The 18,475-nt window shown below is 34.2% G+C and carries 18 protein-coding genes; 8 read left to right on the plus strand and 10 right to left on the minus strand.

Annotated features, from left to right (window positions below):
• Nucleotides 1–133 precede the first annotated feature (133 nt).
• From J2W48_RS09595 to J2W48_RS09605, 3 genes are all read left to right on the plus strand, one after another.
• Nucleotides 134–1,291, plus strand: coding sequence for an MFS transporter (locus tag J2W48_RS09595; protein WP_310280682.1), 1,158 nt, complete (start codon nucleotides 134–136; stop codon nucleotides 1,289–1,291).
• A 41-nt stretch (nucleotides 1,292–1,332) separates the two neighbouring features.
• Nucleotides 1,333–2,265 carry a peptidylprolyl isomerase gene (locus tag J2W48_RS09600; RefSeq protein WP_310280683.1) on the plus strand — a complete coding sequence of 311 codons (933 nt, stop codon included), beginning with the start codon at nucleotides 1,333–1,335 and terminating at the stop codon, nucleotides 2,263–2,265.
• 99 nt (nucleotides 2,266–2,364) lie between these two features.
• Nucleotides 2,365–2,679, plus strand: a complete 315-nt coding sequence (locus J2W48_RS09605; protein ID WP_310280684.1) for a cytochrome c — start codon at nucleotides 2,365–2,367, stop codon at nucleotides 2,677–2,679.
• A gap of 229 nt (nucleotides 2,680–2,908) precedes the next feature.
• Here J2W48_RS09605 and J2W48_RS09610 read toward each other — a convergent pair whose 3' ends face one another.
• A complete protein-coding gene (locus J2W48_RS09610; RefSeq protein ID WP_310280685.1) occupies nucleotides 2,909–3,463 on the minus strand; it encodes a thioredoxin family protein in 555 nt (184 codons plus the stop codon).
• A gap of 114 nt (nucleotides 3,464–3,577) precedes the next feature.
• Nucleotides 3,578–4,471, minus strand: coding sequence for an alpha/beta fold hydrolase (locus tag J2W48_RS09615; RefSeq protein WP_310280687.1), 894 nt, complete (start codon nucleotides 4,469–4,471; stop codon nucleotides 3,578–3,580).
• A 118-nt stretch (nucleotides 4,472–4,589) separates the two neighbouring features.
• Between J2W48_RS09615 and J2W48_RS09620 the strand changes: the two genes are divergently transcribed.
• Nucleotides 4,590–4,934 carry a tRNA-binding protein gene (locus J2W48_RS09620; RefSeq protein ID WP_310280689.1) on the plus strand — a complete coding sequence of 115 codons (345 nt, stop codon included), beginning with the start codon at nucleotides 4,590–4,592 and terminating at the stop codon, nucleotides 4,932–4,934.
• Between the two features lie 79 nt (nucleotides 4,935–5,013).
• On the opposite strand, the gene J2W48_RS09625 is transcribed toward J2W48_RS09620, so the two are convergent.
• The 5 genes from J2W48_RS09625 to J2W48_RS09645 form a co-directional block, all read right to left on the minus strand.
• The gene (locus J2W48_RS09625; RefSeq protein ID WP_310280691.1) at nucleotides 5,014–5,559 is read right to left on the minus strand and encodes an RBBP9/YdeN family alpha/beta hydrolase; all 546 of its coding nucleotides are present in this window, start codon (nucleotides 5,557–5,559) and stop codon (nucleotides 5,014–5,016) included.
• Nucleotides 5,560–5,579: 20 nt separating this feature from the next.
• Complete coding sequence (locus J2W48_RS09630) at nucleotides 5,580–6,410, minus strand: alpha/beta hydrolase (RefSeq protein WP_310280693.1); 831 nt, start codon at nucleotides 6,408–6,410, stop codon at nucleotides 5,580–5,582.
• A gap of 12 nt (nucleotides 6,411–6,422) precedes the next feature.
• Nucleotides 6,423–8,681 carry a glycoside hydrolase family 3 N-terminal domain-containing protein gene (locus J2W48_RS09635; RefSeq protein WP_310280695.1) on the minus strand — a complete coding sequence of 753 codons (2,259 nt, stop codon included), beginning with the start codon at nucleotides 8,679–8,681 and terminating at the stop codon, nucleotides 6,423–6,425.
• Nucleotides 8,682–8,767: 86 nt separating this feature from the next.
• On the minus strand, nucleotides 8,768–9,136 hold the full coding sequence (locus tag J2W48_RS09640) for a PUR family DNA/RNA-binding protein (RefSeq protein ID WP_310280850.1): 369 nt from the start codon (nucleotides 9,134–9,136) through the stop codon (nucleotides 8,768–8,770).
• Nucleotides 9,137–9,204: 68 nt separating this feature from the next.
• Complete coding sequence (locus tag J2W48_RS09645) at nucleotides 9,205–10,983, minus strand: ABC transporter ATP-binding protein (RefSeq protein ID WP_310280697.1); 1,779 nt, start codon at nucleotides 10,981–10,983, stop codon at nucleotides 9,205–9,207.
• A 202-nt stretch (nucleotides 10,984–11,185) separates the two neighbouring features.
• Here J2W48_RS09645 and J2W48_RS09650 point away from each other — a divergent pair, with 202 nt between their 5' ends.
• The 3 genes from J2W48_RS09650 to yajC all read left to right on the plus strand — a co-directional run bounded on the left by J2W48_RS09650 (nucleotide 11,186) and on the right by yajC (nucleotide 13,812).
• Nucleotides 11,186–12,295 (plus strand): Glu/Leu/Phe/Val family dehydrogenase, encoded by a 1,110-nt coding sequence (locus J2W48_RS09650; protein WP_310280698.1) that lies wholly within the window; start codon nucleotides 11,186–11,188, stop codon nucleotides 12,293–12,295.
• A gap of 291 nt (nucleotides 12,296–12,586) precedes the next feature.
• Nucleotides 12,587–13,498 (plus strand): transcription antitermination factor NusB, encoded by a 912-nt coding sequence (gene nusB / locus J2W48_RS09655; protein ID WP_310280700.1) that lies wholly within the window; start codon nucleotides 12,587–12,589, stop codon nucleotides 13,496–13,498.
• Nucleotides 13,499–13,536: 38 nt separating this feature from the next.
• On the plus strand, nucleotides 13,537–13,812 hold the full coding sequence (yajC, locus tag J2W48_RS09660) for a preprotein translocase subunit YajC (RefSeq protein ID WP_310280702.1): 276 nt from the start codon (nucleotides 13,537–13,539) through the stop codon (nucleotides 13,810–13,812).
• A gap of 275 nt (nucleotides 13,813–14,087) precedes the next feature.
• Here the strand turns inward: yajC and J2W48_RS09665 are convergent, their stop codons facing one another.
• The 3 genes from J2W48_RS09665 to J2W48_RS09675 form a co-directional block, all read right to left on the minus strand.
• Nucleotides 14,088–14,669 carry a YdeI/OmpD-associated family protein gene (locus J2W48_RS09665; RefSeq protein ID WP_310280704.1) on the minus strand — a complete coding sequence of 194 codons (582 nt, stop codon included), beginning with the start codon at nucleotides 14,667–14,669 and terminating at the stop codon, nucleotides 14,088–14,090.
• Nucleotides 14,670–15,947, minus strand: coding sequence for a peptidase T (gene pepT / locus J2W48_RS09670; protein ID WP_310280706.1), 1,278 nt, complete (start codon nucleotides 15,945–15,947; stop codon nucleotides 14,670–14,672).
• 122 nt (nucleotides 15,948–16,069) lie between these two features.
• Nucleotides 16,070–17,209, minus strand: a complete 1,140-nt coding sequence (locus J2W48_RS09675; protein ID WP_310280708.1) for a formylglycine-generating enzyme family protein — start codon at nucleotides 17,207–17,209, stop codon at nucleotides 16,070–16,072.
• Nucleotides 17,210–17,403: 194 nt separating this feature from the next.
• Here J2W48_RS09675 and J2W48_RS09680 point away from each other — a divergent pair, with 194 nt between their 5' ends.
• On the plus strand, nucleotides 17,404–18,438 hold the full coding sequence (locus J2W48_RS09680; RefSeq protein ID WP_310280710.1) for a quinone-dependent dihydroorotate dehydrogenase: 1,035 nt from the start codon (nucleotides 17,404–17,406) through the stop codon (nucleotides 18,436–18,438).
• The last annotated feature ends 37 nt before the right edge of the window (nucleotides 18,439–18,475 follow it).

Consider the following 18,475-nt stretch of genomic DNA (forward strand, 5'->3'; position numbering starts at 1 on the left):
AATCAGCAGAATTGGCAAAATGAAGAGTTGATTTGGGTGTCAGTTTGAAAAATTTATAGATTTTTTAAAGTTTTGATAAAAATTAGATTGGTATTTTTGCTTCATGAATTTATCCAAAACGAATGTCCTGTTTATGGCAGTTTGCACAGGACTAATTGTTGCAAATCTGTATTATTGCCAGCCTCTTATTGTTTTAATAGCCAACGAATTTAAAATTCCTGAAGCCAATGCCGGAACAATAACCTATCTCACACAGGCAGGTTATGCCATCGGATTGTTTTTTATGGTGCCGCTTGGCGATAAGATTGAACGTAAAAAACAAATTTTAATGACCACTTTTGCTTCAGTAATTGCATTAATTATTGCAGCTACTTCCAAAAGTTTCCTTATACTGCAAATTGCTTCTTTACTTATCGGAATCACTTCTATAGTACCACAACTTATTCTGCCCTTGGCAGCATCATTAAGTGATCCGGAAAAACGTGGAAAAGTTATCGGCACAATTATGAGCGGATTGCTTGTTGGTATTTTATTATCCAGGACTTTAAGCGGATTTATAGGTCAGGTTTTAGGCTGGAGATCAATGTTTTGGATCGCTGCCGGCATCTGCCTTCTGATATTTTTTGCCATTCAAAAGAAATTCCCTGTCAATAAACCACAATTTGATGGTACTTATGGACAATTAATACAGTCCCTTTTTACATTAATTAGAACACAGCCCGTTCTACGCGAGGCAACTCTGATTAATGTATTTTGTTTTGCTCAGTTTGGTGCTTTCTGGACAACAATGGTGTTACTTCTTTCAGGTGAGCCATTTAATTTTAATAGTGCAACAATAGGCCTTTTCGGAATTGTAGGTGCTTCCGGAGCTTTGGCAGCACCGTTGGTTGGTAAAATGGGAGATAAAAAAAATCCCAGAATAGCAGTAGGTTATGGTTGTTTATTGATGTTAATCAGCTTTATTATTTTCTATTTCTCTATTGAAAGTATAATTGGGGTGGTTATTGGGATTGTTTTTATCGACATTGGAATCCAGGGAGTTCACATTTCTAATCAAACCCGGGTTTATTCGTTATTGCCGGAAGCCAGAAACAGATTAAATACCGTATTTATGTCTTTTAGCTTTTTAGGAACAGCTGCAGGTTCGGCTTACGGATTATTATTGTGGAAAGCAGGGGGATGGCATGCAGTTGCTATTGGTTGTGGAATTTTGGCAATATTATCTTTATTAGTTTACGGTTTCACATTCAAATCAAATCCTAAAAAAGAGAATGGACAAAAATTGATATAAAATTAATTCGTAAATTTGCAGTCAAATTAAAAATTACAACAATGGAAAACGGAATATATGCTAAATTCAACACTAGTAAAGGTTCGATTTTAGTAAAATTAGCACACGACCTAGCACCAGGAACCGTAGGGAATTTTGTAGCTCTTGCAGAAGGAAATATGGAAAATAAAGTAAAGCCTCAAGGAAATAAATTCTATGATGGATTAACATTCCACAGAGTTATTCCAGATTTTATGATTCAGGGAGGATGTCCTAAAGGAACAGGAACCGGAGATCCGGGTTATAAATTTGATGATGAATTTCACCCAAGTTTAAAACACGATCGTCCGGGAGTTTTGGCAATGGCAAATTCAGGACCTGCAAGTAACGGTTCTCAATTTTACATCACTCACGTTCCAACTTCATGGTTAGATGGAAAACACACTGTTTTTGGACATGTAATCGAAGGACAGGATATCGTTGATGCTATTGCACAAGGTGATGCTCTTAAAACTGTAGAAATCATCAGGGTTGGAGAAGAAGCTGAAAAATTTAATGCTATTGAAGCTTTTGTTGGTTTAAAAGGTGCTCGTCTAAAAAGAGATGCAGCTTTAAAAGCAGAATCAGAAGCAAAAATGGAGCAATTGGCTGCTGGTTTTGATAAAACGGATAGCGGTTTACGCTACAAAATGATTCAAAAAGGAGACGGTAAAAAAGCAGAAGCTGGTAAAACTGTTTCTGTACATTATGAAGGTTCTTTAGAAACCGGAAAAGTTTTTGATTCATCTTACCCTCGAAAAAAACCAATCGAATTCAGATTAGGTCAGGGTCAGGTTATTGAAGGCTGGGATGAAGGTATTGCTTTATTACAGGTAGGAGATAAAGCCCGTTTTGTAATTCCATCTGACCTGGCTTACGGAGCTGCCGGAGCTGGAGGAGTTATTCCGGCAAATGCAACTTTGATTTTTGATGTTGAATTAATGGATGTAAAGTAGCATTTTAGATACAATTTAATTTTGTTTTAAATAAGAGTCCCATTCGGTAGTCGAATGGGATTTTTTTATATTTACTTCAAAATAAAGCAATCCAAAACAATGAAATTAAAAACCTTAACCCTTACCACAGCTGTATTTTTTTTGTTTTCATGCGGAACAAAACAAGTTGCAACAGCTACGACAACAACTCCATCTGCAACAGTAGCAGAAGGCCATGAAGCTGAATTGACTCCTGAATTAGCAGAGAGTAAAAACTTGTACGAAAACAGTTGTGTAAGATGTCATAAATTATATGAGCCAAAGAAATTTACTCAGGATGAATGGAAGCCAATTTTGACAAGAATGCAGAAAAAAGCGAAGTTAGATGATGTTCAGATAGCTTCAATATCTAATTATATTACATCGCAATTATAAAATATTTTCTGCAAAGCATTCTCATGGAATGCTTTTTCATTGGTCTCAGATATAGTTTACAACCAGGTACTTTAGTAGATTTTGCTTTGGTTTCAAAAAAAAATTAGCCACAAATTACCCAAATTATTAGTGCTAATTCGTGTAATTTGGGAGGTAAAATAGTGTTACAAGCTTGCAGGCTTTCAGTCTGCAACCAAATCTATTGACTTTCAGGTTTATAACGGTTTAGTCATTTCCATTTGATGCTGCAGCCGATACTTGGTTTTTGAATTTCATTTAGAGTTCTGTTATAAATTAATGCATCAATAGCATTTCGCAGATCACTTCCGCTTAAAGGAATTCCGTTATTAGGTCTTGAATCATCTAATTGACCGTGGTAAAATAATTGGTCCTGACTATCAAACAAATAAAAATCAGGTGTACAGGCAGCATCAAAAGCTTTTGCTACTTCCTGACTTTCGTCGTATAGATAAGGGAAATCAATTTTGTTTTGAAAAGCAAATTCAGTCATCATTTCAGGTGAATCCTGAGGAAATTTTTTAACATCGTTACTGGAAATGGCAATTATTCCAAGTCCCTGTACACGGTAATCATTGGCAATCATAATAATTTCATCAAGAACGTGAAGAACAAAGGGACAATGATTGCACATAAAGATAACCAATGTTCCTTTTGAGCCCTTTAAATCCTGAAATGAATAGATGTAGTTAGAATTGGTATCTTTTAATTTGAAGTCTGGAGCAGAAGTTCCAAGCGGAACCATTTTTGAAGGAGTTTGTGCCATGTTGGGAGTGTTTATTCAAAATTAAATTTAAATTCTGAATAAGAGCCACTTTAATTAAAAAATATCCAAAAAGACTGTATCAGGAATTTAGTCTTTTTGGATATATTGATGAATTTAAGAATTAAGGAAATTCAGCAAATCCGTATTTAATTTATCTTTATCAGTATAAAACAGTCCGTGTGGTGCTCCTTCATAAACTATATAGGTATTATCAGCTATTGATTCTGAAGCTTTTTTCGAGGTAAGTTCAATAGGCACTATTTTATCATCATCACCATGAATAATTAAGGTTGGTACATTTACTGTACGCAACTCATCCCTGAAATCTGTATAGGAAAAAGATTCAGCACATTTTAAAGTAGCGCGAGGCGATGCAAATGAACATAACATTCTGTAATATTCTAATAATGGATTGCTTAACGGTTTGTTGATAATGTTTACACCAAAAAAAGTTTTCCCAAAATTATCTACAAATCCTATTCGGTCCTCTTTAATTGCTTCAGCGGTAGTTTCGCTTTTTTCTTTTGGATGTCCCTCAGGGTTGTCCTCAGTTTTTAGTAAAAAAGGAATAATGGAAGAAATTAATGCCGCTTTAGTAACCCCTTTTCCTCCATAACGGCTAAAATAGCGGACTACTTCACCACCGCCCATAGAAAAACCGACAAGCGTTGCATTTTCTAATTGAAGTTGTTCGATAATTTCTTTTAAGTCATCTGTTAAAGTATCATAATCATAGCCATCCCACGGTTGTGAAGATTTTCCAAATCCACGGCGATCATATGCAATTACTCTATAATTATTTTGTACTAAAAAATCAATTTGATATTCCCACATTTCATTAGAGAGTGGCCAGCCATGTATCAGGATTACAGGCTTGCCTTTTCCATAATCTTTTACATATAGCTTTACATTTTCGGCGGTTTCTAAATATTTATCAGTAGATTGTTGTGTTATATTAAATTCAAGATTTTTAAGGGACGGATTGTTGTTAAATAAAATATTTTCCATTTTTTATAAATTTTAGAATATTAGTTTTTACTATACATTTGTAAAAATAGAAATTTACTAACCATATAAAGTTATAGAATTAGCGCTGATACTTACAGCATTAATAGATTTGAAGATTATGACAAAAAGTGATTTAACCTGGACTGAATTTGAAAAAACTGATATGCGTGTAGGAACAATAATAGAAGTCAATGATTTTCCGGAAGCCAAAAAACCGGCATTTCAACTAACAATTGATTTCGGTAAAGAAATTGGTTTCAGAAAATCATCAGCACAAATTACTAAACGCTATCAAAAAGAAGATTTAATCAATAGACAGATAGTTGCGGTCATTAACTTTCCTAAAAAACAAATAGGTAAATTTATGAGTGAATGTCTGGTGCTGGGAGCAATAGGCGAGGAGGGTGACGTAATTTTATTAGCTCCCGATTTTAAAATCGATAATGGATTGAGGATTGGTTAGTTTGGTATTTAGTATTCAGTCATAGTTTTCCGTCACAGTTTTTTATTATTTAACGGTAACGGAAAACTATGACTGAATACTAAGAAATTTTCTCAATCAATTGTTGCAAAATCAACTGCCCTTCATCCCAATATTTTAAATCCGAATCTGAGTTAATGTGTCCTTTTTGCCCCACATTTACAAAATCGCTTCCCCATATTCTGGCAAAATATTCTTTTCTTTCAAAAGAAGCATAAGGATCATTTTCGCTGGCTACAACTATGGATGGAAAAGGTAATTTATAAATAGGCATGGGAGAAAAATTCCGGATGCATTCCGGAGTATGCTGAGGTGAATCTACATCGGCAGGGGCCACTAATAAAGCACCAACAATATTTTTATTATTATTTGAAGCTGCCCAATGCAAAACTAAAGAAACTGCCAGGCTATGGGCAACTAAAATGGTAGGGCCAGTCAATTTTAAAATTTCCTGGTTTAAGCGTTCCAACCATTCCTCCAGCACAGGTTCGTCCCAATTGTCCTGAACAACTCGTATTGAGTTTTCGAATTTATTATGCCAAAACGTTTGCCAATGTTTTTCACCAGAGTTTCCAAGTCCCGGTAGTAGTAGTAAGTTTGTATCCATTTCTGGGAATTAATTGGGTATTATTTTTTAGTTTGTTTCTCTTTTAAAATTCGGTTTACTTCATTTACAAGCAAAGGAAAACCAGGTTCGGTCATTCCGTGACCATAACCGTCTAATTCAAAAAGCCGGGTTTGTTTATGCCCAACTAATTTCATCATACGCTCCATATAAGCGTTTTCTTCATATCGCCCCAGCATTTCTAATTCGCGATCTCCTGTAATTAATAAAAGAGGAGGGGCATCTGAACGAACATGGAATAAAGGTGCAAACGTATCAATAGTTGGTTGTTTTTCCGGAATTCCATTTTCTTTTCTAATTTCAAAATGGGTAATACATTGACCGCTGAACGGAATAAGTCCGGAAATTTTATTAGCGTCAATTCCTTCTTTTTGCAGCCATTTTTTATCCAGACCAATCATCGAAGATAAATAACCTCCGGCAGAATGCCCTGAAACAAAAATTAAGGTAGTGTCTCCACCGTAATTTTTGATATTGTTGAAAGCCCAGGCTACAGCTGCGGCTGCATCTTCAATGCAATTTACTGCTTTTACTTTTGGCGATAATCTGTAATTGACGCCAATAATCGCAAAACCTTTGTTTTTTAAAGCTTCTGGGATTTCCTTATTTCCGCCTGTTAGCCCTCCTCCATGAAACCATACTATTGTGGCAAATCCTTTGATGTTTTTTGGGTAATAAATATCCAGGACACAACGCTCGCCAATATAGTGGTCTGATTTATTTTGTACTGCGCTGTAATACTGAATATTTTCTTTTACATCATATTCTGATTTTTGGGCAAAAGAGGAAAATCCAATAATAAAAAGGCAAAGTGATACTGCTGTTTTTTTCATAATATACATTATTTATTCAACTTTAAAATCACCTTCTAAACCATTTTCTGCATGAGAAGCGATCCAAAATTTGAAATCTCCGGATTCTGTTTTCAGTTCCAATTTATCATTATAAAAAGCAAGATCTGAAACAGGAATGGAGAATTGTACGGTTTTAGATTCTTTTGATTTTAATTCGATTTGTAAAAAATCTTTAAGTTCCCTAACTGGTCTTACAATGCTTCCGGTAATATCACGTACATACAACTGAACTGTTTCTGTTCCTGTTTTGTCTCCGGTGTTGGTAATAATAGCTGACACAGTTAATTTCTCATTATTTTTAAGATTCGGTTTTTCAATTTTTAAATTATCGTATGAAAAGGTAGTATAGCTCAATCCAAATCCAAAAGGAAACTGAGGCTCATAACCGGCATCAAGATAATGGGAATTATTGCCTAACGAACTTTGCCATGCTTCAACCGGAATGTCCTGAATGGCTACAAAAGTTTGAGGATCTGCTGGTCTTCCTGTATTAGGATGATTGTAATAAATTGGAATCTGGCCAACTTCTTTTGGCCAGGTCACAGGCAGTTTTCCGGAAGGATTTATTAATCCAAGCAATACATCAGAAATTGCCGGGCCTGCCATAGTTCCAGGATGCCACGCCATAATTACGGCATTTACTTTTGGTAAAACAGCTCCCAAAGTTATAGGCCTTCCTGCCATCAATATTAATATAATTGGTTTTCCTGTTTTTTGTAATTCAGCTATTAATTTTTCCTGTAAACCGGGTAAATTGATATTGGCCCTTGAATGTGCTTCTCCGGAAAGAATGGCTTCTTCTCCGGCAAAAAACAAAATAACATCTGATTTTTTAGCTTTTGCGATTGCTGATGCAAAGCCTTCTTCAGATAATGATCGGCTGTGTGAAAGTCCTGATGCATACAATACATTATTTTGTCCAAAACTGTTTTGTAGCGCTTTAAGAGGTGTTTGGGAATCTTCTTTGTTGCCATCAAATGTCCAGGTTCCTAACTGCTCTCTGGGTGCATCTGCTAATGGGCCAATTACCGCTATTTTTTCATTGGATTTTAAGGGCAGGATTCCATTTTCGTTTTTTAATAAAACACAGCTTTTACTGGCTGCAGTCCTGGCAGTTGCCAAAGCATCGGCATTTAATAATGAAAATTTCTCGCGGTCTTTAAAATAAGGATTTTCAAAAACCCCGGCTCTGAATTTTATTCGAAGAATATTACGAACCATTTCGTCTAACTGTTTTTCAGAGATTTTCTTTTCTGCAATCAGTGTTTTTAAGTGATGTGCATAGGATAAACTGGTCATTTCCATGTCAAGTCCTGCTGATGCTGATTTAAGTGCCGCATCTTTTTCATCGGCAGCAAAACCATGTGGAATCATTTCTGTTACGGAGTTCCAGTCACTTACAACAAAGCCGTCGTATTTCCATTCTTCCCTTAGGATTTTTTTGAGTAAAAAGCTATTCCCTGAAGCTGGTATTCCGTTAAGGTCGTTAAATGAACTCATAAAAGTTGCTGCTCCTGATTTTGCTGCTGCTTCAAAAGGTTTTAAATATATATTCCGAAGTAATGATTCAGACATACTAACAGTATTATAATCTCTTCCGCCTTCTGCTGCTCCATACGCTGCAAAATGTTTCGCGCAGGCCAAAATTTGTCCGGGAACAGAAGGGTCATTTCCTTGAAATCCTTTAATATAAGCCACTCCTAATCTGGATGCCAGTAAAGGATCTTCTCCAGGTGATTCTGCTATTCTTCCCCAGCGGGCATCTCTGGCAATATCTACCATTGGGGCAAATGTCCAGTTGATGCATCTTGAGTAGGATTCATTGGCCGCTATTTTTGATGTTTTTTCAACTAAATCCATATCCCAGGAAGCCGCCAAGCCTAACGGAATCGGAAAAATAGTTTTGTATCCGTGAATAACATCCCTGCCAAATAGTAATGGAATGTGGTTCGGGCTTTCCTCAACAGCTATTTTTTGTATTTCAAGTACAAGGTTAGGTTCTGTCAGGTTTAAAATGGCTCCAACAACCCCCATTCTTACTTCACTCTTAAGTTCTTCAGATAATCCTTTACTACGACTTGAAGTTCCTTTGAGGCATGCCTGCCCGATTTTTTGTTCCAAAGTCATATTTTTTATGACTTTGTCAATTTTTTTCTCAATATTCAAATCGGTTTTTTGGCTGTATGATATTGAAATTATCCAGATAAAAAATAATAAACAATATAATGGTTTTGTGGTTAATGTTTTCAAGGTTAGCTATTTTTGATTTAAATATATAAAAAAAGTCCAAAATGAAAAACATAATGGACTTGTACTTTTTAAAAAGTTATTTAGGACTAAATATCGTCGAAATCAATATCGGTAAAGCTGGATACCTGACTTTCTGGTTTATCAGAAGCATATTCTTTTTTAAAATCTTTTTGGTGTCTTTCAGATATTACTTCTTCGCCTTTGTGATTAAGGACATATGAGGTCATATCTTCAAGAATTTCGGCGAAAGCACTAAAATCTTCTTTATACAGGTAAATTTTGTGTTTTTTAAAATGAAAAGAACCATCCTCTTCCGTAAATTTTTTGCTTTCAGTAATTGTAATATAATAATCGTCAGCTTTGGTTGCTCTTACATCAAAGAAATAAGTTCTTCTTCCTGCTCGTAATACTTTAGAAAAAATCTCTTCTTTTTCTAACATGTCGTTTTCTCTCATAATACGTTCTATCATTTTTGGAATTAATAGTACTCAAAAATCATAAAAATTTATCTATTACGCAACAATTAAAGTGATTCTTTTTCTGAAAGTTGTTTTAAATATAACGTTGAATAATAACCGTCCTGATTTATTAATTGATTATGAGAACCTTGTTGAATGATTCGGCCATCTTCTAAAATAATTATTTTATCTGCATTTTTTGCCGATGAAACGCGATGACTAACAATTATTGTAGTTTTATCCTTGCAAATTTCAAATAAATTATTCAATATGGTTTCCTCTGTTTCTGTATCAACTGCAGATAAGCAATCGTCAAAAAGTAAAATGGCCGGTTTTTTAACAATAGCTCTTGCTATAGACACACGTTGTTTTTGTCCGCCGGAAAGTGTAATGCCTCTTTCGCCTAAAACAGTATCATATTGTTTGTTGAATGTTATGATGTTATCGTGGACAACAGCATTTTCAGCGGCTTCAATTACTTCTGCATCAGTAGCATACTGATTACCGAATTTAATGTTATTTTTGATAGTATCTGAAAAAAGAAAAGCATCCTGGGGCACAATTCCAATGCTGTTTCTCAAATCATTTAAATTCAAGGTGCTGATTTCGTTTTCATCAATTGTAATTTGACCTTTTGAGACATCATACAATCGGGAAATCAAGGATAAAATTGTTGATTTTCCGGAACCTGTCTTTCCTAAAATAGCCAGGGTTTGCCCTTTTTTTACTGTAAAAGTTACATTTTTTAGTGCTTCAATATTGGTGTCCTCATACGTGTAACTTACATTCTCAAAAGCAATCGAGCCCTGAATGTCTGATGAGTTTTTATTGTTGTTTTTGATTTCCGGTTCAATTTTCAAAAATTCATTCAGACGTTTCTGTGAGGCTTCGGCTTCCTGAACCATTGATGAAACCCATCCTAAAGAAGCTACTGGCCAGGTCAGCATGTTGACGTATAAAATAAATTCGGCAATAGTTCCAATATTCGGAATTGTTCCGTTAATGTACATTATACCTCCAAAATAAATTACAACTAAATTACTGATTCCGATTAAGGCAATCATCAAAGGTCCGAATAACGATTGTACTCTCGCCAGGCTTAAACTTTTGCTTTTGCTTTCTTCAGATAAAGCAATCATATTATTCTGGTGCTGATTCTCTAATGAATACGCTTTTATTACTCTGATTCCTGAAAATATTTCCTGAGTAAAACTGGAAACTTTTGATAAATATTGCTGGAAAGTGGTACTTCGTTTATTGATTTCCGAACTTAATTTGAAAATGCAATAGGATAGAATAGGTAAAGGAAGGATGGTATATAAAGTTAACAGAGGTGATACATTGTACATATATAAGATCACGATGGCAAAACGAATAACTGTATTTATAGTATACATCACAGCCGGACCAACATACATACGGACTTTTGAAACATCTTCGCTTATGCGGTTCATTAAGTCTCCGGTACGGTTTTGTTTGTAGAAATTCTGCGAAAGGTTTTCGTATTGCCTGAAGACTTCGTTTTTTAAATCAAATTCAATATGTCGTGACATTACAATTAAAGTCTGGCGCATCAAAAAAGTCAAAAATCCTGCGACTATTGCACTTCCTATGATTAAGAGTACATTATGGATTAAATCCTGTCTGTAATAACCAATAATTATAGAAGATTTTTGATCAGCAGCAGATAGTTTTAGAAAGCGCTCAATTGTATCAAAAGACTGACTGACCAATTTTGGGGTGAACAGGAAAAATATTTGTGCGATTATTGTGATTAAAATACCAAAGGAAAAACTGTATTTGTATTTAATAAAATATTTATTTAAATAACTTAATTCTTTCATTTTTTTAAGGGATTCAATGTTGAAATGAAATGATTCTATTTATTATTGTTAATAAAAAATATAATAATATGAAATTAAATCAAAACAACTCTATTGTAAAATTGTTATTTTAAAGATAAAAAATTAGCACATGTGTATTTTTTGTTTAAGTTTGAGTAGTCTTTTTGACAAATTCATAATTTAACAAATAAACAGTAACGCTATGGATGCAACTTTTGCAACTGGAAAGGAACTTCAAAAAATGGATCCCGTTTTTGGTCAATTATCTTTCGATGATCACGAACAAATTGTATTTTGCAATGACAAAGATACAGGTTTAAAAGCAATTATTGGTATTCATAATTCGGTTATGGGGCCAGCTTTAGGAGGTACCAGAATGTGGAATTATAATTCTGAATGGGAAGCTTTAAACGATGTTTTACGTCTTTCAAGAGGAATGACATATAAATCTGCTATTACCGGACTAAATATTGGTGGAGGAAAAGCAGTAATTATTGGTGACGCCAAAACGCAGAAAACACCAGAATTGATGCGTAAGTTTGGTGAATTTGTTCATTCTCTGGGAGGGAGATATATTACTGCTGAAGATGTTGGAATGGAAACAAAAGATATGGACACCGTAAGAGATGTTACACCTTATGTTACAGGAATTTCTGAAGAAAGAGGTGGTTCCGGAAATCCTTCTCCAATAACTGCTTATGGCGTTTACTTAGGAATGAAAGCGGCTGCAAAAAGCCAGTTTGGTTCAGATGTTTTAGATGGTAAAAAAGTTTTAGTTCAGGGAATTGGCCACGTTGGTGAAGCTTTGGTTGAGTATTTGACTAAAGAAGGTGCTGTCGTTACAATTGCTGATATCAATGAAGAAAAATTATATGAAGTCGCTCAAAAATACAACGCGACAATTTTTGCCGGAGAAGATTTATATGCTGCAGATGTAGATATTTATGCGCCATGTGCAATGGGGGCAACCATTAATGATAATACGGTGAACAAAATTAAAGCTAAAGTTATTGCAGGTGCTGCCAATAATCAGTTGGCTGATGAGAACATTCACGGAGCGAGATTACAGGAAAGAGGTATTTTATATGCTCCTGATTTCTTGATCAACGCTGGCGGAATTATCAATGTTTATGCTGAATTAGAGCACTATGGTAAAGCGGAAATCATGACAAAAACCGAAAATATCTATAACACAACTTTAGAAATTATCGATTATGCTGTGAAAAACGGAATGACAACACATAAAGCTGCACTTACAATTGCTCAGAATCGTATTGATTTGAGAAAAATTGAAAACGCTGCTAAGAAGTAATTTTTATAGTCTCAGTTTACAGTCTCAGTTTACAGTCTCAGTATTCAGTCACAGTTTTCAGTCTCAGTCTCAGTCTCAGTTTTCATATATAATTTGAAAATTGAGACTGAAAACTGAGACTTTTTTATGCAGTTTCTATATCACTGAAAACTGTGACTGAATACTGCGACTGAATACTGTGACTTTTTCACGAATTAATTTTAATATAAGGATGGAAATCCTTAATTTTGCACTCTAATTTTTAAATGTTCTTACAAGGTGGTAAATAGAAGACACTTACGCGTTAAAGTCATGCAATCCATTTATGCAATGCATCAAAGTGGTTCTGATAATCTGGAAAAAGAAGAAAAGTTTCTTTTTTACAGTATTGATAATATTCAGGATTTATATCTTATAATGCTTTCTTCATTGATTGAAATTTGTAAAAAAGAATCAGTCTTTTTACACCTTTCCAGTAAAAAACATCTTGCAACCGCTGCAGAACGAAATCCAAATGAAAAATTTATCAAGAATAAAATTTTTCAGCTTCTTGCCGAAAGCAATTCACTTAGCATCGCTTTAGAAAATCGTAAAATCAATAACTGGTCATTGAATGATGATTATATTTTATTGCTTCTAAATGATATCAAAGTAAGCGATTTGTATGCCCAATACATGAGTACTTCTGTAAATACTTTTGAAGAAGACAGACAATTTATAATTGATTTGTTTTCTGATGTAATTGTACCAAATGAAAAATTATATGAGTATTTAGAAGATGACAAATTAACATGGGTTGATGATATTCCTGTGGTAAATACACATATCGTTAAACAATTAAAAGCAATCAAAACAGAAGATCCGGATGATTTTAGAGTGCCAAAATTGTACAAGGATGTTGAAGATAAGGATTTTGCCAAAGATTTGTTCAGAAGAACTGTCTTAAACGAATCAATTCTGGCAAAGGAGTATGATGATAAGACTCCAAACTGGGATAGTGAAAGAATTGCAGAAATTGATACTATTATCTTAAAAATGGCGATCTGCGAGTTTTTAAAATTCCCTTCTATTCCGGTAAAAGTAACTCTTAACGAATATTTAGAAATTGCTAAAGAGTATTCTACGCCAAAAAGCAGTATTTTTATCAACGGAATTTTAGACAATCTTGTAAAAGAACTTACAGCCAACAAAAAAATGGTTAAAGTTGGAAGAGGCTTAATGTAAAAAAATAGTAATAATAAATTAAAAAAAGAATTTCAATTATGGGACAATTTACTCAGTTTGCGCCTTTCCTTTTAATGTTCGTGGTAATCTATTTCTTCATGATCAGACCACAACAAAAAAGAGCAAAAAACGAAAAAGAATTTGAAAGCAGCTTAAAAGTAGGTGACAGAATAATTACTAAAAGTGGTATTCATGGTAAAGTGGTTGAGCTAGCTGAAACAACAGTTATAATTGAAACTATGTCTGGAAAATTAAAATTAGAACGTTCGGCTATTTCTATGGAAATGAGTGCTGCTTTGAATAAAAAAGCGTAAAGTTTTTAAAATTCAAATATAGAAAAATCCCAAATTCCGTCCCGATAGTTATCGGGAGGAGTTTGGGATTTTTTTGTTCTAATTTTTGCTTGATCGTGTCATTTTCGTAAGGAGAAATCATACAAGAAACTCCGTAAGGTTGTCGCCAGTCTTTGTCGAATTACTAGTGTGATTTCTCCTCTGTCGAAATTGACAAAAAAACCTTTGTCAAAGTTTTAATTTCTGACAAAGGTCTCTATAAATTGGAAATTGCAATTTAAATATTTGATTTAATTTTACCTGTATTTATCATTCAGCCCAACATTCGTTAAAATCATCGGAATCACTTTCTCAATTCTCGAAAGTTTGGTTTTTTCCTGTTTTGCGGTTTCAATATATTCCAGAAATTCATATTGCTTGTACGGACTGAATTTCTGAAAAGCTTCTGCTAATGTTGGATTTTGAACCATTTCTTTTTCCAGAAGCTCAGAAACTATAGCTTCTTTCTTTGAAGGTTTAATAATTTTACCCTGTTTTTCATTTTCAATAGCTTCTAAGACATATTCTAACAGCTCTTTTTCGTTTATTTCTTCTTTTGAAGCAAAGCGCCATTGCCGCAGTGATTTTGTTCTGTCTTCTTGTGCATTGATGAGTTTTTTTTTATCATCTTTGAGAAAAACACCATTAAAAAACCAAATAGCAAAATAATCTTTAAAACCTCCTAAAGCAATAATATTCTTTTTCTCATAAATATAAACCGGACCTCCCCATTTTGTGGTTTCTTTTAATTCGGTTTTATCAACAATAGATTTGAGAAGAAGTAATTCTTCTTCCCATTTATCTTTCCTACTGCCTTTATTTTCGGGAGTTGGGTTCAATTATTTTTTTGTTTTCGTTTTTTCTTTTACATCAAAAATACCGGGAATAGCAGTTAGCTCGGCAATTTTTACAATTACATCAGTTGCTTTCTGCATACTTTCTGCAGGAACATATTCATATTTTCCATGAAAGTTATGACCACCGGCAAAAATATTTGGGCAAGGTAATCCCATGTATGATAATTGAGATCCGTCAGTTCCGCCACGAATTGGTTTTATGATCGGTTTTATGTTTAATTCTCTCATGGCTTTCTCAGCAATATCAACTATATGCTTTACAGGAAGTACTTTTTCTTTCATGTTGTAATACTGGTCCTTAACTTCAGTAATCACTATATCTTCACCAAATTGTTTAGCGAATTTTCTATTGATTTTTTTTGCAATTTTTCCAATCAACTCTTTTCGTTTCTCAAATTTCTTTCTGTTATGATCACGAATAATTAGTTCTAAAACAGTTTCTTCAATACTTCCCGTTAAGTGATGTACATGAAAAAATCCTTCATAACCTTTTGTTTTCTGAGGGATTTCTCCTTTTGGAAGTTCATTGATAAAGTCATTTGCAATTAGCATAGAGTTGATCATTTTTCCTTTGGCATAACCAGGGTGAACGCTTTTTCCTTTAAAAGTAATTTTGGCTCCGGCGGCATTAAAATTTTCATATTCCAATTCGCCAATCTGGCTTCCATCCATAGTGTAAGCCCATTGAGCTCCAAATTTTTCAACATCAAAATGATGGGCACCACGCCCAATTTCTTCATCGGGAGTGAAACCAATCCTGATTTTTCCGTGTTTGATTTCAGGATGCTGAATTAAATATTCCATTGCCGAAACAATTTCAGTAATTCCTGCTTTATCATCAGCACCCAACAACGTAGTTCCATCGGTAGTAATTAAAGTTTGTCCTTTGTACTGTAATAAATCCTTGAAGTAATTTGGAGAGAGAACAATATTTTTTTCAGCATTTAATAGGATGTCTTTGCCATCGTAATTGGTAATAATTTGAGGTTTTACGTTTGCGCCACTAAAGTCAGGAGAAGTATCAAAATGAGATACAAAACCAATTGTAGGAACTTCATGTTCAACATTGCCTGGCAAAGTAGCCATGATATAAGCTTTGTCGTCTATAGTAACATCTTTTAAGCCAATAGTTTTTAGTTCTTCTGCTAATTTATTGGCAAGGTTCCATTGTTTTTCAGTACTTGGTGTTGTTTGCGAATTTGGGTCTGATTCGGTATCAATCGTTACATAACTGATAAATCGATCTATTATATGTTGCATTTTTTTAATTTTTTAGCAAAGATAGACATTTTTTAAGGAGGATTATTCAGTTTGGAAATCTGCAATAAAAAAGGAATTCTGTTTTAATTTAATAGAATCCTTTTTTATTGATTTTGGTTTAGTTAAATGCTTTTGACACATCTGAAACCAATATGGTTTGCAGGAGATTGATAGTCACCTTTTCCTCTTGTTCCTACCATATAACGTGTACAGTATTGGTCTGTACATAAAAATGATCCGCCACGCTGTACTTTTTTTGGTAATCCGGGTTCTGCAGCATCATACGCTTTTTCAGGACCTGACGGATTACGTGTAACCTTGCCGGATTCTTTTAAAACAGAATAATAATCAGCAGTATACCAATCGTTAGTCCATTCCCAAACATTTCCTCCAATATCATAAAGACCATAAGAATTTGGTATAAATTGTGCTGTCGGGGCAATTCCTATATAACCATCTTCGCCAGTGTCGCCCTTTTCTATAGGGAAGTTCCCTTGATAAATATTAGCCTGAAATCTTCCTTCAGGTTTTAAGATGTTTCCCCATGCATACAGTTGTCCCGTTTTACCTCCGCGTGCAGCAAATTCCCATTCCGCTTCTGTTGGTAATCTTTTTCCTGTCCATTTGGCGTAAGCAGCAGCATCTTCATAGGAAACCTGAACTACAGGATATTTTTCTTTTCCCTTTATCGAACTTGCGGGGCCTTCAGGATGTCTCCAGTCAGCATCTCCAACATAAGTCCACCATTGTATGTAATTATTTAAATCTACTTTTGAAGGTGTAGGGGTGAACACGGCAGATCCGGCTATTAAATTTTCTAAAGGGGCATCCGGATATTGTTCAGGAGTTGGTTTTTTCTCAGCCAAAGTAACATAACCCGTTGCTTTTACAAATGCTTCAAATTGCTCGTTGGTAACTTCTGTTTTATCCATATAAAATCCGTCAACATAGACTCTGTGGATAGGTACGGCATCTTTTGTAATGCCTTTTATATTACATAAATTTTCATCCTCAACATTACTTCCCATGGAAAATTCTCCCCCAGGAATCCAGACCATTCCTTTTGGTGTTTTGTCTGCTGCAGGTTTGTTTTTATTTTCTATTGTTGGTTCAAACAATGGTTCTTCGTATGCATTTGGAGTTTCATTACAATCCATAGTATTGAACTTTTCTTTCGGAGCACTAAGTTTAGTGTAACTATAGGCAATAGAAAATATTGAAATTGTAAATAGGGCAAATAGCCATTGGGTTTTAGCTCTCATTATAATTGTTTTAACTAAGTAAAGTTTCAAATCAAATCAAACCAAAATTAAATAAAATAATTATATATATTCTATAGGATAAATTATATAGTTGATAGTCTTATAATGAAACAAAATAGAAATTATATGTTTGTGAAAAATGAGTCATTTTAAAGTATAATAATTAAATTTGCAACCAAAAAAATAAGATTCATATGTATAAATTGATAATTCGTCCGATACTTTTTTGGTTTGATCCAGAAGAAGTACATTACTTTACTTTTTCATTTGTTAGGTTCATTTCAAAAATACCAGGGGCTTCATCAATTATAAAATCAATTTTCGAAGTAAAAGACAGCCGTTTAGAACGGGAAGTTTTCGGAATTAAATTCAAAAATCCTGTAGGCCTTGCGGCAGGATTTGATAAAGATGCCAAATTATACAAAGAGCTTTCTGATTTTGGTTTTGGTTTTATCGAAATTGGAACCGTAACGCCTGTTGGTCAGGAAGGAAATCCGAAAAAACGTTTGTTCAGATTAAAAGAAGATCAGGCCATCATTAACCGAATGGGTTTTAATAACGGAGGAGTTCTTGAGGCTGTTGAGCGCTTGAAAAAGAATTCCGGAGTTTTAATTGGTGGAAATATCGGAAAAAATAAAGTAACGGAAAACGAAAATGCTGTCGATGATTATATCATTTGTTTTGATGCGTTGTTTGATCATGTTGATTATTTTGTAGTGAATGTCAGCTCGCCAAATACTCCAAATTTAAGAGCTTTACAAGATAAAGAACCTTTGACTGCCTTACTTCAGACCTTGCAAAACAGAAATATTGAAAAACAAAAAACAAGCAATCAAAAAGTAAAACCGATTCTTTTAAAAATTGCCCCGGACTTAACAGACGAGCAATTATTAGATATCATTGATATTGTAAAAATCACTCAAATTGCGGGTGTTATTGCCACCAATACAACTATTTTAAGAGATGGATTAGAATCTGAAAATAAATCAGAAATGGGAGGCTTGTCTGGCAGGCCATTAGCAAAACGCTCTACTGAGGTTATTCAATTTCTTTCTGAGAAAAGCAATAAAGCATTCCCAATCATTGGAGTAGGTGGGATTCACTCTGCTGATGATGCCATCGAAAAATTAAATGCCGGTGCAAGCCTGATACAACTATACACAGGATTTATTTATGAAGGTCCAGCTTTAATAAAAGAAATCAATAAGAAAATCCTAAAACAATCGTAGTAATCTTTACGGGCTAAAAAATTATAACTTTTATTTC

Source organism: Flavobacterium piscis (assembly GCF_031457575.1).
Lineage (GTDB): Bacteria > Bacteroidota > Bacteroidia > Flavobacteriales > Flavobacteriaceae > Flavobacterium > Flavobacterium piscis_A.

What these genes read in the sequence shown, in the direction of transcription:
- J2W48_RS09595 (WP_310280682.1), top strand. Translation starts at nt 134, where the DNA reads ATGGCAGTTTGCACAGGACTAATTGTTGCAAATCTGTATTATTGCCAG.
- J2W48_RS09600 (WP_310280683.1), top strand. Translation starts at nt 1,333, where the DNA reads ATGGAAAACGGAATATATGCTAAATTCAACACTAGTAAAGGTTCGATT.
- J2W48_RS09605 (WP_310280684.1), top strand. Translation starts at nt 2,365, where the DNA reads ATGAAATTAAAAACCTTAACCCTTACCACAGCTGTATTTTTTTTGTTT.
- J2W48_RS09610 (WP_310280685.1), bottom strand. Translation starts at nt 3,463, where the DNA reads ATGGCACAAACTCCTTCAAAAATGGTTCCGCTTGGAACTTCTGCTCCA.
- J2W48_RS09615 (WP_310280687.1), bottom strand. Translation starts at nt 4,471, where the DNA reads ATGGAAAATATTTTATTTAACAACAATCCGTCCCTTAAAAATCTTGAA.
- J2W48_RS09620 (WP_310280689.1), top strand. Translation starts at nt 4,590, where the DNA reads ATGACAAAAAGTGATTTAACCTGGACTGAATTTGAAAAAACTGATATG.
- J2W48_RS09625 (WP_310280691.1), bottom strand. Translation starts at nt 5,559, where the DNA reads ATGGATACAAACTTACTACTACTACCGGGACTTGGAAACTCTGGTGAA.
- J2W48_RS09630 (WP_310280693.1), bottom strand. Translation starts at nt 6,410, where the DNA reads ATGAAAAAAACAGCAGTATCACTTTGCCTTTTTATTATTGGATTTTCC.
- J2W48_RS09640 (WP_310280850.1), bottom strand. Translation starts at nt 9,136, where the DNA reads ATGAGAGAAAACGACATGTTAGAAAAAGAAGAGATTTTTTCTAAAGTA.
- J2W48_RS09645 (WP_310280697.1), bottom strand. Translation starts at nt 10,983, where the DNA reads ATGAAAGAATTAAGTTATTTAAATAAATATTTTATTAAATACAAATAC.
- J2W48_RS09650 (WP_310280698.1), top strand. Translation starts at nt 11,186, where the DNA reads ATGGATGCAACTTTTGCAACTGGAAAGGAACTTCAAAAAATGGATCCC.
- nusB (WP_310280700.1), top strand. Translation starts at nt 12,587, where the DNA reads ATGCAATCCATTTATGCAATGCATCAAAGTGGTTCTGATAATCTGGAA.
- yajC (WP_310280702.1), top strand. Translation starts at nt 13,537, where the DNA reads ATGGGACAATTTACTCAGTTTGCGCCTTTCCTTTTAATGTTCGTGGTA.
- pepT (WP_310280706.1), bottom strand. Translation starts at nt 15,947, where the DNA reads ATGCAACATATAATAGATCGATTTATCAGTTATGTAACGATTGATACC.
- J2W48_RS09675 (WP_310280708.1), bottom strand. Translation starts at nt 17,209, where the DNA reads ATGAGAGCTAAAACCCAATGGCTATTTGCCCTATTTACAATTTCAATA.
- J2W48_RS09680 (WP_310280710.1), top strand. Translation starts at nt 17,404, where the DNA reads ATGTATAAATTGATAATTCGTCCGATACTTTTTTGGTTTGATCCAGAA.